Origin of the sequence: Micromonospora pattaloongensis (genome assembly GCF_900107255.1) — a bacterium.
Taxonomy (GTDB): Bacteria; Actinomycetota; Actinomycetes; order Mycobacteriales; family Micromonosporaceae; genus Micromonospora_I; species Micromonospora_I pattaloongensis.
This window is the reverse complement of the sequence record NZ_FNPH01000006.1, coordinates 1-14746: the sequence shown is the minus strand read 5'-3', so window position 1 is coordinate 14746 and position 14746 is coordinate 1. Positions and strand designations below refer to the sequence as shown.

The following is a 14746-nucleotide window of genomic DNA, read 5'->3' as shown; positions in this document are numbered from 1 at the left end:
GCGTCACACCGCCAGGAGGCTCTTCTGGCTGATCTGGATGACGACGAACTCCGCAGGCTTGAGCGGTGCGAACGCCACCTGGGCGGTGACGATCCCGGCGTCCACGAGCTCCTGTGGGTTCGTCTCTCGGTCGCACTTGACCGCGAACGCCTCGTCCGGCGTCGCGCCCTGGAACGCGCCCTGGCGGAACAGGCCGAGCATGAAGGCGGAGATGTTGATACTGATCCGGTCCCACAGCTCGTCGTCGTTCGGCTCGAACACCGCCCACTGCAGGCCGCGGCGCAGCGACTCCTTGAGGAAAAGCGCGGTCCGCCGCACGGGAACGTACCGCCACTGCGGGTCGGCCGACAGCGTGCGCGAGCCCCACGAGACGATCCCGACGCCGGGGAACTGCCGGATGCAGTTGACCCCGATGACGTTGAGCAGGTCCTGGTCGGCGTTCACGAGCCGGTGCTGCACGTCGACGGCGCCGCTGACGACGGCCTCGATGCCCGCCGGGGCCTTCCACACCCCACGCGTGGCGTCGGTCCTGGCGAAGATGCCCGCGACGTGGCCGGACGGCGGGATCGTGCGCCGCGGGGCGCGGCCGACGCCGACGGGGTCCGGCACTTCGATCCAGGGGTAGAACAGCGCGGCGTTGTTGGAGCGGGCCGGCAGGCCCTCGCCGAGCCGGCGCACCTCGTCAGCGGAGATCTCGAACTCCCTGTCGATGCTGCCCACGCCGTCGGCGACGAGGAAGACGTCCTCGTTGTCGCAGTACGCCATCGCCGCCGACAGCAGGTCCGGCGAGTTGCGGCCGGGCATGACCAGCAGGTTCACGTCGACGGTGTCGAAGGCGTGCAGCCCGGTACGGCCGGCCTCGGTGACAGCGCCGGTGTACTGGGTGACGCCCACCTCGCCGGTGCCGTCGCTGCCGCCGAGGAGCCGCAGCGGCGTGTCCTCGGTCTCCGCGGGTCGCAGGAGCGGGTTGCCCGCGTCGTTCTCCACCAGGCCGTTGGCGCGTACGGACGGGAAGAGCGCGGAAAGCGCGCGCCCGACGCCGAGCTGGATCGTCTCCCCCACGGTGACCTCCACCGCGCTCAGATCGTCGACCACCATGCCGGCGGTGCCGCCCGCGCGGCGGGGTTCCGGCCACGGCGCGGCCGCACCCACCGCCTCGACGGCGATGGTCACGCCGTCGCTGGCGGCGGGCGCGGTGAGCACGACGAAGCGGCCGGCGCTGTCAACCTTCAGCCCGTACGGGTTGCCCGCGGCCGCGCCCTCGATCGCCTCAGCCATGCGGGCGGCGAGTTGGGCGGGCGACAGCTCGTCGGTCGCCGGATCGGTGGTGTCGACCTCGTAGAGCTGCTCGGCGTCGCCGTCGGCCTGGGCCACCCGGACCCGTACGGCGTCCACCGGCGTGAGGTCGAAGCTGTCCTCGTCCGGCGGTGGGGTGATCGCGACGTAGGCGCGCGATGCGATGGCCGGCTCGACCCGCACAACCTCGCCGTCGCCCGGCCGCGAGACGCGGAAGTCGTCGCCCAGCGCCGCCGCGAGGACGCCGCGCAGTCGCTCGGGCGTGAGGAGTCCTAGGCCGTTCTCGACGCTGCCGCCGGCGCCCTCGACGGTCGCCTCGGTGAACGTGACCGACGGCGGGGCCGCTGCGTCGGTGCCGAGGCCCGAGATGGCGTCGCGCCAGGCGAAGGTGAGCCGCGCACCGACGGGAATCCGGTGCCCGTCGCCGGCGGGAGCCCGGCTGACGACCGCCGGCACCTCCTCGGGCAGCGGCGGGACCGTGCGCTCGGGCTGATCGAGGGATTGCTGGTAGAGGTCGGTGACGCGTAGGTACTGCGAGGTCTCGTTGACCAGGCGCGGGCCGTAGTCCTCGGACGCCGGGTCGGTGCTCAGGTTGTCGAACAGCTCGACGGTGCGGGACCGGCCGCCCTCGACCCACTCCACCCGCAGCCGGTACGCGCGGTCGGTGAACGACGTCGAGGGCTCCACGTGCAGGCGCAGCTGGTCGGACCAGGCGCCGTTGCCACGGGCGTCGAACCGCAGGGCGTCGCGCGTGACGCCCCACACGTCGGCGGCGCGCGCGGCGACCGGGCCGACGAAACCCGCCGCCGCGTCGGCGGGAAGTACGCGCACGACGTACGCCCGCCGGCCACCGGCCGCGAAGAACGCCTCGACGCCGGCTGCGAGGAACCCCGCCTCGCCCCGCCGGTGGCCGCCGAAGCGGCGCTCGAAGTCCCGGAATCCCGAGACGAACTCGGCGCGGTCGGGGATGCCGCGCGCGGCCTCGCCGATGAAACCGGCGGTCGACGTGCCGACGCCCTGGATCGGTCGGACGCCACCGCCGACCTCCTCGACGTACACGCCGGGCGTGAGCCGTTCAGCCATGAGGTGCCTCCGACAGTGCGATGTCCGCTGTTGTGGTCGCTGTTGTGGGGAGCGGTGCCGCCGAACCGGTCACGAGCACGGCGCGCGTGCCGGGATGGCCGGGGGCGGGCCGTACGGCCCGCGAGAAGTCGGTGATGTCGATCCGCGGCGTCTCCACCAGTGGCGCGCTGACCGATGGGAAGCGCTCGTCCAGGAAGGTGGACACGCGGTACTCGGCGCAGATCCGGTAGAGCCGGTTCATGAGGTCGTCCTGCCGCCGCAGCTGCCGCTGGGAGAAGAACAGCGGCCGCGCGAACACCAGCGACGCCGCCCGTGGAAACGAGCCGACGACCGGCCGGTCGAGGATCAGCTCGTCGCCGTCGACCGCCACGACCGTGGCCGCGAACACCTCGCCGGACGCCGTGACTCCGTCCTCCGTGCGCCCGAGCGAGACGGGGTCGCCCGGGGCCCACGCCGCCGCGGGCGCGACACCGGCCCGCGAGCGCGGGTCGGGCGGGCCGAGGGGGCGGCCTTGCACGTGCACGTGGCCCACGGTCACGGCCGGGGTCACACCGGCGGCGGCGCCCAGGCGCAGGGCCAGCCCCGGGCCGGCCGCGGGCGTTCCGGGGGCCGGGTCACCGTTCGGCGCTCCGACGGGCGCGCCGTCGAGGAACATGGTGACGACGCCGGTCGCGGCGTCGGCGACGACGTGCAGTTCCACCCCCGCGACCAGCCGTGTGGCCGCGACGGTGGCGACGGCGGCCGCGAGGTGGGTGCCGTCGTCGCGGCGTGCCTCGGCGCGGATGCGAGCCTGCGGCTCACCGCCGTTGGTACCCGCCACGTGTTCGACCTGGACCGACAGCACGGGCACGGCCGCGTGCTCCAGCGTCAGTACGGGCGCGGTGTCGCCGACCGCCGCACCGGCGTCGAACCGCAGTCCGGCGGTCACCGCGTACCCGTCGATCGCCGGGTGCTCGGGCAGCCACGGCAGCGGCACCGGCGGGGGGTCGAAGAACGTGCACTGCGCCGATGCCGCGCCGTCCAGCCGGATGCCGTCCTCGGTGGCGGTCGCTCCGTCCAGCACGGGTGCGCGGCCGGTGCGGCGGTCGGTGAGGCCGGTCGCCCCGCCGCCCGTCGGTTCGAGCTGCAGCAGGGTCCACCGGGTGCCGGGATCTCCCTGCAACTGGAGCCGGAGCGCCGTCGCACCCTGGGCGACGTCCGCGGCCAGCAGCGCGGGCCGCTCCAGGAGCTGGCCGCGCGTGGGAGTGACCCGGATCCACGTGTCCAGCGCGTCCGCGAGCTCAAGCTGCGAGCCGGCCCACAGGTCCACGCGCACGTCGACCGCGACCGCGGTCGGCAACGGCCGCCGGTGCCGCACGAGGCGGCCGGGGGTGCCGGTAACCCCGGCGAGCCCCAGCGCAGTCGCCACCGTACCCGCCGGCGCGGGGACGGCAACCCCGCTCGGCCGACCGTCGGGGTCGGCCACCGGACGGGTGCCGCGCCGTCCCGACGAGATCACGAAGCGGCGTCCGGTGGCGTCCCAGCGCACGGTGAGCGCTGCCAGCTCCGCGACGCGTTCCGGGTCCGTGACGGGCACGCCGCCGCTCCGGGCGGCGCCGGCGTGGATGGCATCCCGCAGTGCGTCCTCCGCGGCGGCAGCGACAGCGACGGCGACGCCGTCCGAGGTCAGCGGCTGTCCGGCCAAGGCACCGGCATCCACTGTGGCCGTGACCTGCACCTCGCCGTCGAGCACGAGTGTGAGCGGGCCGGGCGCGGGTACGGTCTCCGCGGCCGTGCGCGGCGCGCCCGCGACGTGTCCGGGAGTCTGCACCCACAGGTGCGCCGCGCGCGGCGGGTCGCGCTCGGGCTCAAGCTCGACGTTGAGCGGGCCGACCACGGAGACATACGGCAACCGCGGTGGCCGGTACGCCGGGTCCGCCATGCCGTGCCCCGCGAAGCAGGGCATCCGCTCGGTGCGGATGCCGGCCCGGGCGCGCCAGAGGAGGCTCGCCATCACGTCACCCGACCCCATGGCCGCCCGCCTGCTTGCGGAGGATCGCCTCATGCACGGTGGCGCGCAGGCTGCTGAGGGAGAGCTCGCCGAGGCTGCGCGCGCACGGGCGGAGCTCGCAGATCCAACCCGAACGCGCATCCGGCGAGAGGTTCAGCACCACCACGTCGGGGTGCGCGAGCAGCAGATCGCAGTTGGGACGGCCATCCCCGCCTTCGGTGCCGACGATGACGATGTCGGGGCCGGTTCGGCGGATCGCGGCGGAGACGTCGCCATCGACGGAGCGCAGCACCTCGACGGACACGTCGGGCTCGGCCCGGAACGCCTCGCGGACGACGTCCACGAGCATTTCCGGCAGCTGCGAGACAGCGAGGCGGATCGGCACGCCTACGAGGGTGACCCGCCGCGGAGTCGAGCGTAACGAACCAAGGATCCGGACCCCGTACCCGTACCTCGAGGCGGCGTCAGCCGGTCTTCACCCGGTACTCGGCCGGGACCTGCCGGCGGAAGGCGGCCACCGCCTCGCCCCGCCGCCGGGCGCCGACCTTCTCAAGAATGTTGTGCACGTGGTTCTTCACCGTGCGCACCGTGATCCCGAGCCGCTCGGAGATCTCCTGGTTCGAAAGGCCCAGATCCAGCAGGCGCAGGACATCGTCCTCACGAGCCGTGAGGCTGGGTGCGCGTGGACCGCGAACCCGCTGCGCGGCAAGGGACTGCACCCGGCGCAGCAACATCGCCGACGTCCGCGGCGAGCAGAGGCTCTCGCCCGCGACGACTGACCGCACGACCGGCAGCAGGTGGTCCAGCGGTTCTGTGCGTAACAGGTACCCGGCGACGCCGGCCTCGGCGCAGGCTATGACGTCCTCCTCCGCCTCCGAAACCCCTAGCGCGACGATGGCTATCTCCGGCCGGTGGGCGCGCACCAGGTGCAGCGGGGCGTGGTTGCCGCCGGCCACGTTGACGAGAACGACATCAGGGTCGTGATGGTCGAGGAGGGCGATGGCGGACGCGGCGTCGCGCGCCGTCACCACCTCGCGGACGCCGGACTCCCGCGACATGATCGCGGCCAGGCCCTCGCGGTAGAGGCGGACGTCATCGACGATCAGTAGGCGCAGGGAAGCCGGGTCGGCGAGAGCCATGGGAAGCCCTTCCACGTTCGGTGCACGGAAGATGCCCACCAAATGAGCTGACACTCTGCTAGCACCATCCGCCAGGGGCCGGCACGTATTGCGACAGCGCTTATCAAGCATGTGCGGGTATCGTTTGGGTGGCAGGCTAACCGACGAAAACATGGTCAAGAAAGCATCAGTCATCTTGGTTACACACCAGATGCCGTCCCCAGACGTGGACACCGGGTCATGCCGCCATCTGGTGCAGCGGCTGACGTAGCCCAGCGCGACCCGAGTGACGGTCCGCTACTGCTCCGACCTGTACATAAGTCGGTCCCTTTCCGCTAATCCGGCAAAGGTGCGCGCCGGCGTGGAGAATGGGTCAACGTCGGCGCGCTGCCGGAGATGCGGGCCCTCACCCAATTCGGGTCGACTACTCAGAATCTGCCGGAGAAGCTGGTTAACCTCACCTGACCGAATCCATGCATTGGCCTTGCCAACGTGAGCCTGCGGGGCGACGAGAAAGGGTTGTGAGGCGGGGAGCGCACTCATGCGTCGGGGCGGGTACGCGCCAGCCAGGTGGTGAGCATCCGGCTGGTGTCCTCGCCGACTGCCGCCGCCGCTCGTGCCGCCAACGCAACGAGCTCGCCGTGCTGCGCGACAGTGACCGGCAGCTCGGGTGGTGGAGTGCGGCGCCAGGTGTTTCGTGCGCCGTCCCGGGCCAGGCGGGTCACGTCGGCCTTGCCACGTTCGGCCAGGCGTGGGTCCGGGTCGAGGGTGAGCATCAGGGCAGCGCGCAACTCGACGTCGACGCCGTGGCCACATAGGAGGCGGTAGCCGGCACGACGCAACTCCACCCGGACGTCGCCGAGCAGCTCCCACGGAAGGTCCGGCGGCAGGGCACCGGTCAAGGGCCGCAGCGCGGTGGTCGCCTCCCGGACCACCGCCGGCGACGGATCCCGCAGCAGCGGAAGCACCTCCTGCGCGACAACCGCATCGAGCAGGCGCAGGCCCCGTACCGCCTGGGCACGGACCTTGGCTTGCGGGTGGCTCAGCAGCGGCCGCAGCAGCGGGGTGTCCGCTGCCGAGCCGGTCTCGGCAAGCCCAACGATCGCACCCAACGCCGGCTCCCCGGCGCTGACCGCAGTCCGGTAATGCTCCCGGGCGTCGATGCCGAGCCGGCGGGCCGCGTCCCGGGCCACCGCCCGGACCAGCGGCGCGTCATCCTCCAGGTACGCGGCAACGTCGCTGTCCTGACCAGCCCGGACCAGCCCGGTCAACGCCACCACCCGCACCTCAGCACGAACCGACCGGGCCAAACGACGCAGGACGTCGTGCCGGCGGGACCAGACCGCCTCACGGCAGGCCGCCTCGGCTGCCCGGACCCGAATTCCCACATCCGAGTCAGTCTCGGCGCAGGTCACGTAGTCGGGCAGACGCAGCCAGCCCTGAGCCAGGACGATGTCGAACACGAACCGCCGCTGCCGGCGGCCACCCGAGCCGAGCAGCCCGCGCCACACCTCTGCTGGCGCCGACAGCAACGCCGCCCGTATCTGGGTGACGGCGAAGCCACCTCGCAGCCGCGCGTCGAGGCGCAACGCCATCGGCAGCACCGCCGGCAGATAGCCACCCGGATCGTCGGCGAGCAACAACGCCAGCTCCGCCCGCGCCCGGTCCCGTACCGGCTTGACCCAATCAGCGGTACGCAGCACGAGGAACGGCATCATTTCCGGGCACGGCCGGCCGACCATCGCCGCGACCGCGCGTTCCCGGATTCGCCCGTCGCCATGCATGCTCGCCAGCGCCATCGCGACAGGCCCCGACGTCGTGATCGAGAAACGGGCCCCGACCCGCCGCAATGTGGACTCCTGGTACGGGCCATACCAGGGCGCCTGCCGCGCGTGCCGGTCCAGCCGGATGACCACCCCCGCAGCGCCGGCCACTAGCGCCAACGCCGACCGCGCCACCCCCTCGTCGCCGGCATCATCGACCTCCAGCAGCACCTCGACCAGATGGTTCAACGCCTCCCACCGGCCCGCGGCGGCACCGTCAACCGCGACCCGCACCGCCCCGAGAGGCCCGCCCTCCCCCACCGTCGACGGCTGAACCCTGCTGCCTCGTCTCATCCGGATCACCCCGCCATCCTGCCCGAGCCAACACACCCGACCGAACTCGATTCGGGCCGGTCGTCGACCCCGCAGACGGCTTCGCTGCTTCCACCCGCTGCGCCCGGCACGCGTTGAGGCACCTGGTCTCGCCCCAGCACCATCCCTGCGGGAACAGGCCACCAGCTGCCTGGACCGTCACGGCTACCAGAACGTCCAGCTCGACGCGTCACATTGGGAGACCGATGACGGCGTCGTGACACCGGCACTCGGCTTCCCTGCCCAGTGGATGCTGGACCCTCGCCGGCCGTTCAGACGATCCACGCCGGTCTCGTAAGCCTGTTCAACTGCCGGGCCGGAACGCGTGGACAACTTCGATCAGCCCGACGATGTGCTGGTTGAACTCGTCAAGTTCCTCGGCTGGCACCCACAGCTCGAGGATGTCGCGCCCGCCTACTTGCTGAACCGGGTAGCGGGAGGCGAACTCAAGGTCGACCTCGAACCGGGTGACGTAGCCGACCCCGGAGGCGGGCACGTTCCAGTCCCGCGCGATCATGATCGCGTACTGCTCGTTGAGGACCGGGTAGAAGATCGGCTGGTCGGGCAGGCGCGGCGGCCACGCCTTCCAACCGGAGGCGCACACCAGGTCGAGTTCCTTGGGGCCGGTTGGCCGCCACAAGGTCATCGTGTCGGTCACCGCTGTCTCCTTCCCTGGCCGAGGCAGGTTACCGGCAGGTTCCGAGCAGTAGCCAGCGGTTTCCTCTTTCAATCACGGGCATCGCGGTGAAGTGAGGTCTGCGGCGCCGGCGGTCCGGACTACGTCGCGTCAGCCTGGCGGTGCGCGCCGAGGAAACCGACGACACAGTTCGGTCACCGACTGCAACCATCCATAAATTTCTAAGTGACGTCCTCAAGGGACTCGAACAAGTCACGGTCGGCCCAGTCCACCTCGAACGACTCGAGTATCCACCCAAGTGGCCCAAGGAGCCGAGCATTAACCGCATGCTCCCCGTACTCTAATTTCAGTCGAGCCCTCTCCGCCGGATCATCGGTAGTCACGTATTCGCGCACCCGCGCCAGCCTCAGAGCGACCTCATCACGAACCCCTTGCCACCGAAGCACGTGCATGCAGTATTGAAAAGCAGAAACCATGTCCCCGACAAGGTTATCCAGTTGCCGAACAAACTCAACTTCCAGGGCATCGGCACAGTGAGTGTGCCGCTGCGCGATTTCTACGAGTTCCCGGAACAGGGGCTCCGAGGTGCGAACATCAAGGCTGTCACGCCGGGCCACCAGCGCAAACACCTGACGCGCGCGGTCAACGGCGGATTGACAATCAGCTTTCACGGCACTCCTCCACTCAACCGCCACAATGACACCCAGGCCAAGTGACGCCTCGGGGGCATCTTCAGAAATGCGGTTACCGAAGGCCGCAGTTGTGCACTAGCACCGATACCTTGCCGGCCTCGTCGTACGTGTAGGTGCCGGTCTTGACGACCCACGCGTGGCGTTCTTGACGATGTACCCGTTGACCAGGTGCGGCTTGACCCGTCCTGCCCCCCTGCGGCCGGTTGGCGTACTCCGTGGTGAGCACGCCAGAGGGAATGAGTGTGCGCGGCCCGCGCCACGTCAAACACGAAGAGACGGTCCCGGGTAACCAGGAGCGGAGCAGGGCAACCGGTCCAGAAACCCCAACAGTCAGTAGAGCTGCACTTCCCACGAGGCAAGCTCGGCTTCCCCAGGAGGAAGCTTGCCAGTGCAGTACTGGTAGAGCCACGTCGCGGCGCGACGCTCGGCGTGCTTTTCGTTGGTTGGGACTCCGTGCTCGTCGAGCTCGAGGACGTTAGCGAAGATGGCGAAGCAGATCTCCATCTGGGAAGGCGAGTCCTTCAACTCGTCCCAGTAGTTGATGCCCTTCAATAAGGGGTAGCCGACCGAGCCACGCGCGACGCATCCGGCGAAGCGCCGGATTGCTCCTGATGCACCATGACCCAGGTGGGAAGACATGCGCGCAACATACCGGTCAGGCCCCGACAGGGTGTCGTCGGTTGTCAGCGACGCCGCGTCCTTGACTCGGCAGGGGGGAAGCGGCGATCTACGTTCCGGAGGCCTTGTAGGCGCCGAGGATGCAGCTGGGGTGGCGGTCGAGGTTCTTGCGGGCTCGGTCGTAGCTCATGGTGGTTCGCGGGTCGGCGTAGCGGACGACGATCTGCACGTCGCGCAGGCTGACGCCGGCGTCGAGTTGCCGATGCGATCTTCTATCCGAACAGGGTTACGGCGACTGGCACCCCGCCATGATTCGGTGGTGTGATGACAGGCTTTTACGGGTCTCTGCGCTGGCAGGGATGGGTCGAAGAGGTTAGAGCGTGTCGACTCGACGAAGCCATCAACTTCTTCGCCCCGCCGTGGACCAAGGAGGGGAAGGATCCCGAGGCGGTATCGCGCCGCCCGGTACCGATGTCCCTGATCGGCGTGACGCATGACGGTCAACGCGACAAGTAGAGACGCGGCTTGGGCTTCACTGATCTAGCCGCCAACAGGGAGGTTGGCGACTGCCGCCAACGGGACGGCTAGCTAGCGTGTCGACGGCCGGAGGCAAGCCGGTACGACTCCCGCAGGAGTTCGTCCAACTCATCGTCGTCGACCCTGTCGAGGCGCACCAGCACCAGGTTCGGCGAACGGTCGTGATGCGGTGTCCAGAAGAAAGTGTCGGGATCCGATCCCGCGAGCGAGTCCCGTTCGTCGCTCTTCACCGTGACCACCCCGTCTTCCCACATCCGCGCCATCAGCGTGCGGGCGAACCACGCGGGCTGGCCCCAGCTCAGGCGCTCGATCACACCAGGTAGGGACAGGCACACCCGCCGTACGTCCTCCTCTGTCGCCATGTGCACAACAGTGCCGAGGATTTTGCTGAACGTCCATGTTTCGATGCGGCGGTTCGACGGGCTGACATGGCGGAGCGCAGCCCGCTCCCGTGGGCACAGCTTGCCGCCACGCTGGACCACCTCACCGGCGGACGGGTGCTGATCAACATCGTCTCGGGCAAGGACCACCTGGCGGCGTACGGCGACAGCGATGGCAACCAGGCCGACCGGTACGCCCGCACGAAGGAGTTCATGCAGCTCGTCCGGAAGCTGTGGACCGAGGAAGACGTCACCTACCGGGGCGAACACTTCAGCGTCGACAATTCCACGGTCGCTCCCCGACCGGTCGTGCGTGACGGACGCCGGCACCCCCGGCTCTACTTCGGCGGCGCCTCCCCGGCCGCCGCGCGGGTGGCCGCCACCGAGGCCGACGTCCAGCTCTTCTGGGGCGAGCCGCTCGATGGTGTCGCCGAGCGGATCGAGCGACTCAGGCGACTCAGCGCGGAACTGGGACGCGAACACGCCCCGTTGGAATTCGGGCTGCGGGTCACCACCCTGGTACGGGACACCACCGAACAGGCCTGGGCGGACGCCGAAGCCAAGGTCGCGCGGATGGCGAACGGCACGGGCACCATCTGGCACAACCCGAACTGGCAGGCCGCGGCCGGTCAGCGGCGGCTGCTCGACCTCGCCGCACGGGGCGAGGTGCTCGACGACAACCTGTACACCGCTCCCGGCAGGTTCGGCGCCGGCGGCGCCGGCACGACCTGGCTGGTCGGCTCGGCCGAGGACGTGGCGAGATCGCTACGGAAGTACGCGGAGCTCGGCATCGCCCACTTCGTACTTTCCGACACGCCCTACCTGTCCGAGATCGAGCGCCAAGGCAACCAGCTCCTGCCGCTGTTGCTCGGCTGAGAGCCGCGTGCGGGGTTCCAGGACGCGGTCATCCTGGCTGGCCTGGCCGGATGTGGCGGCTAACAGGGGGACGTCGGGCACCATCGTTTCGGCGTCACACGGTGGCCGGTGCGTCAGGCCGTGGCGGGCATCCATGGCTCGAGCAGTGTGGGGTCGGCAACGGCGGACTCGACCTGACGACGCTCCTCCATGGTCAGGCTGAGTTGCCGGAGCCTGGCGCCCCACTCCGGTACCCGTTCCGGCTCCTCCAGCGCCGTCGACAACTCGATGAGCACGGCCAGCGCCACTGCCTGCTGCACGGCCGGTGCGCTGTCGCCGTGGCGGCGCAGTCCCGAGTTCAGGGCTCGGAAGGCATGCCGGTCGTCGTTCTTGAACTCGCGCAGGATCCGCGCGTTGTCCAGGACCCGGGCAAGCCCGTGCAGCTGCTTGGAGCCGCCGTACTCCAACTCTGTCGGCTCGTCCCGCTGGATGAAGATGATCGAGTTTCCCGACGGGTCCGTGACGGTGAACCGTGAGGCGCCGGGCCGGTACCGCGATATCCGGGGTAGCCCCTTGACAAGCACTTTTCCGTACGTGCGGCGCATCGCCTCGGTGAACGCTGCGTGGTACGGCGCGACCGTATCGACCATTACCAGGCACCCGCCGGTGTTCTCCGACGGGTCCAGGTTTCTGGACGCGCGCCCGTAGTGCAGGTCGAATCCGCGCCACCGGAACGCCAGGTACAGGTAGGGCTTCGTCTGTTCGTAGGTCACGGCGAAGCCCAGGGTGCGCCAGAAGGTCAGGGTTTCCTCCGGTGCCACACAGGGCAGCATCGGCACGGTGGTTTCGTTGGGCTGGACACCTTCGTCAAGCATCGTCAGCACCTCACGTGTTCGACAGCGCAGGCGACGCAGCAGTCTGCCAAACCCGCGACCATCACGCACATGCGAGAACTCGACGATCGCTGCACGGACGCCATCCCCGTCTCAGCCCAAGCGTCCACCCCGGCGCCGCGAAGCCACGTTCGCGCGCCGAGCCGCCATCGCCGCAGACTGTGTCACGGGTCGCCATCGACGTGCGTGCCAGCCGCAGGTGCCCTGGCGGCGAGGCCGCGTCAGAGGTCTTCGGGTTCCTGGCCCGGCGGGATCCGCTGGCCGTGCAGTGCCTGCCTGACCCGCTCAGCGGTCTGCCAGGTGTCGTCGTCGAACAGGACGAGACGAAGGAGTTCGATCCCCGGCGGTGCAGTGCGCGTGGCGGTCAGCGCCTGGGTGACGGCGTCCTCTTCTGGCCAGCGGTACACGCCGGAGGAGATCAGCGGGAAGGCGACCGACTTCGCGCCAAGGTCGCCGGCAACTGCGAGTGAGTTTCGGTAGCAGCGGCGCAGCAGCAACGAGCGGTCTTCGGTGGCGCTCCATACCGGTCCGACGGTGTGGATGACCCAGCGGGCCGGGAGGCGCCCGGCGGTCGTCGCCACGGCCTGTCCGACTGGCAGGCCCCGGCCGTACCGGCTGGCCCGCAGCGCGCGGCACTCGTCCAGGATCGCCGGCCCGCCCTTGCGGTGAATCGCGCCGTCCACCCCTCCACCACCGAGCAGCGACGAGTTCGCCGCATTGACGATCGCATCCACTGCCTCGGCGGTGATGTCACCCCTGACAAGCTCGATCTGCACGACCGGAATTATGGCCCACGCGCCCACCGTCAGGCGGCCGACAGAGCACCATATTGCCGCCGAACTGCTCGATCAGACGGCGCTCATGCCGCTCCGGGTGGACTGGAATTCATCGCCATTGCTGACGCGCGGTGATGCATACTTCTGCTTCCGCTTTCAGTGTCGTACCGGCCGAAGCTCGTTCTGCGCGCTGCGGTTCGGCCTTCTTGGGCCGCTACCGTGGGCAGCACCTGGCCTGCGCTGTGCGCGCGCACCGTGCCGGCCTCGCCGCCGGACTCATCCAGCCCGCAGGTGACCTGCATCGCCCCGCTGGCGGGCTACGCCGGCGAGGTCTCCTGGCTGACACTTGTCTCCGCGGCCTACGCCCGATCAGTCGTAGTCGCCCGGACGCTGACCGCGTCTCGACAATTCCGCAGCTCGCAGTCCCCGCTTGGAGATGCCCGATGACGAGAGCTCGCTACGCCAACCTCGCTCGCATCCGTGAACTCGACCCGGAGCGCGACTACCTGGCCATCTACCAGACGATGCTGCGCTACGAGTTCCCGTGGGACATGAAGCTCGGGCTCAACCTTGCCTTCAACCGGTCCTTCTCGATCCCGTCGATCGCCGCCGTGCACACCGCCACCGGTGAGCTGACCGAGCGCACCCAGAAGCGCATCGACGACACCGGCCTTCTGATGTACGAGATGGTGCTCAATGGCTTCGAGCAGCCTCGAGGCCGGGATGCGCTGCGACGGGTCAACCAGATCCACCGCCCGTACGACATCAGCAACGACGACTTCCTCTACGTCCTCGGCTGCCTGGTGGTAGTTCCGACCCGGTGGCTGCAGCAGTACGGCTGGCGCCAGCCCTGCTGCCACGAGCGGCAGGCCACCTACCTCTTCTATCGCGAGCTGGGCCGGCGGATGGGCATCACCGAGATCCCCGGCTCCTACGAGGAGTTCGAGACCTGGTTCGACGCCCACGACGCCAGCCACCTGAAACCCAACGACGACGCGGCCGCCATCGAGCGAGCCACCCGCATGCTGATGCTCACCCGCATCCCCAAGCCCCTCGCCTCGCTGGGCAACGCGCTGGTCAGCGCCATGTACGACGCGGCGCTGCGGCGCGCGGTGCGAGTCGACGCGCCGGCTTGGCCGGTCCGGGCCGGCCTGCACGCGGCATTGAAAACGCGGTCGCGGCTTCAGCGGTGGTTCGGCGCGCCACAGACCACGCCGTTGTTCGCCGATGGAATCAAAGCCAAGAGCTATCCCAACGGGTACGAGATCAGCCAGCTCGGTCCGCAGCAAGACCAGGTGCCTGGTCGATCCAGCGCATGAGTAGCCGGTCGACGCTGCTATCCGCGGCACAGCCCCTCGGGGTGCCTAACCGCACCGGCCAGCACGCCGTGCCGTTCACATACCGGCTGACCGTCTCACTCACCGGGCTGTCATGCGGATTCAGGACGTCCGCAACGACGATCGCGAGCACCGAAGCACACAGCGTTGCGACCACACCCCACGACCAGCGAAACGAACTGCGATCGCCCCAGCTGGTGCTCCCTGCGCCCTCAGGACCGACTGACGGCGTACCCCGGAAATCGCGGACCGACTGTGTTGTCATGCGCTCCTCCTCATCGCCGTAGACGACCGGAACGCTACGTGTCAACGACGGCTGAAAACGGACCCCTTCGCGACGGCCGAAAACGGACCCCCTCTGCTGGTTGAATCTTGCTAGTCGTTGGTCTTGGTGGCCGC

Annotated in this window: 14 protein-coding genes; 4 read left to right on the top strand and 10 right to left on the bottom strand. The window is 69.7% G+C overall.

What is annotated here, in order from left to right:
• Positions 1 to 3: 3 nt before the first annotated feature.
• From BLW47_RS25390 to BLW47_RS17090, 6 genes are all read right to left on the bottom strand, one after another.
• On the bottom strand, positions 4 to 2379 hold the full coding sequence (locus BLW47_RS25390) for a phage tail sheath family protein (RefSeq protein ID WP_139307329.1): 2376 nt from the start codon (positions 2377 to 2379) through the stop codon (positions 4 to 6).
• Positions 2372 to 4372, bottom strand: a complete 2001-nt coding sequence (locus BLW47_RS17110; RefSeq protein WP_139307328.1) for a hypothetical protein — start codon at positions 4370 to 4372, stop codon at positions 2372 to 2374. The genes BLW47_RS25390 and BLW47_RS17110 overlap by 8 nt, the downstream gene beginning before the upstream one ends.
• 4 nt (positions 4373 to 4376) lie before the next feature.
• A complete protein-coding gene (locus BLW47_RS17105) occupies positions 4377 to 4754 on the bottom strand; it encodes a hypothetical protein (protein WP_139307327.1) in 378 nt (125 codons plus the stop codon).
• A 79-nt stretch (positions 4755 to 4833) separates the two neighbouring features.
• The gene (locus BLW47_RS17100) at positions 4834 to 5547 is read right to left on the bottom strand and encodes a LuxR C-terminal-related transcriptional regulator (RefSeq protein WP_175543671.1); all 714 of its coding nucleotides are present in this window, start codon (positions 5545 to 5547) and stop codon (positions 4834 to 4836) included.
• Positions 5548 to 6026: 479 nt separating this feature from the next.
• The gene (locus tag BLW47_RS17095) at positions 6027 to 7604 is read right to left on the bottom strand and encodes a HEAT repeat domain-containing protein (RefSeq protein ID WP_245736711.1); all 1578 of its coding nucleotides are present in this window, start codon (positions 7602 to 7604) and stop codon (positions 6027 to 6029) included.
• 322 nt (positions 7605 to 7926) lie between these two features.
• The gene (locus BLW47_RS17090; protein WP_425435412.1) at positions 7927 to 8268 is read right to left on the bottom strand and encodes an ADP-ribosylation/crystallin J1; all 342 of its coding nucleotides are present in this window, start codon (positions 8266 to 8268) and stop codon (positions 7927 to 7929) included.
• Between the two features lie 488 nt (positions 8269 to 8756).
• Here BLW47_RS17090 and BLW47_RS24780 point away from each other — a divergent pair, with 488 nt between their 5' ends.
• Positions 8757 to 8975, top strand: a complete 219-nt coding sequence (locus BLW47_RS24780; protein WP_139307325.1) for a hypothetical protein — start codon at positions 8757 to 8759, stop codon at positions 8973 to 8975.
• A 306-nt stretch (positions 8976 to 9281) separates the two neighbouring features.
• Here the strand turns inward: BLW47_RS24780 and BLW47_RS17080 are convergent, their stop codons facing one another.
• Positions 9282 to 9590 carry a DUF7677 family protein gene (locus tag BLW47_RS17080; protein ID WP_091558273.1) on the bottom strand — a complete coding sequence of 103 codons (309 nt, stop codon included), beginning with the start codon at positions 9588 to 9590 and terminating at the stop codon, positions 9282 to 9284.
• Between the two features lie 303 nt (positions 9591 to 9893).
• On the opposite strand from BLW47_RS17080, the gene BLW47_RS26065 reads away from it, so the two are divergent.
• Complete coding sequence (locus BLW47_RS26065; RefSeq protein WP_091558268.1) at positions 9894 to 10085, top strand: DUF2625 family protein; 192 nt, start codon at positions 9894 to 9896, stop codon at positions 10083 to 10085.
• Positions 10086 to 10153: 68 nt separating this feature from the next.
• Here BLW47_RS26065 and BLW47_RS17070 read toward each other — a convergent pair whose 3' ends face one another.
• Entirely contained in the window at positions 10154 to 10468 is a 315-nt protein-coding gene (locus BLW47_RS17070) for an MmcQ/YjbR family DNA-binding protein (protein ID WP_091558769.1), read from the bottom strand.
• Positions 10469 to 10534: 66 nt separating this feature from the next.
• On the opposite strand from BLW47_RS17070, the gene BLW47_RS17065 reads away from it, so the two are divergent.
• Entirely contained in the window at positions 10535 to 11362 is an 828-nt protein-coding gene (locus tag BLW47_RS17065) for an LLM class flavin-dependent oxidoreductase (RefSeq protein ID WP_245736710.1), read from the top strand.
• A gap of 113 nt (positions 11363 to 11475) precedes the next feature.
• Here the strand turns inward: BLW47_RS17065 and BLW47_RS17060 are convergent, their stop codons facing one another.
• Together BLW47_RS17060 and BLW47_RS17055 are read right to left on the bottom strand one after the other, a co-directional pair.
• Positions 11476 to 12216, bottom strand: coding sequence for a VOC family protein (locus BLW47_RS17060; protein WP_091558766.1), 741 nt, complete (start codon positions 12214 to 12216; stop codon positions 11476 to 11478).
• Positions 12217 to 12455: 239 nt separating this feature from the next.
• Entirely contained in the window at positions 12456 to 13010 is a 555-nt protein-coding gene (locus BLW47_RS17055; protein WP_091558264.1) for an O-acetyl-ADP-ribose deacetylase, read from the bottom strand.
• A 443-nt stretch (positions 13011 to 13453) separates the two neighbouring features.
• On the opposite strand from BLW47_RS17055, the gene BLW47_RS17050 reads away from it, so the two are divergent.
• On the top strand, positions 13454 to 14329 hold the full coding sequence (locus BLW47_RS17050; RefSeq protein WP_091558260.1) for an oxygenase MpaB family protein: 876 nt from the start codon (positions 13454 to 13456) through the stop codon (positions 14327 to 14329).
• Positions 14330 to 14746 lie beyond the last annotated feature (417 nt).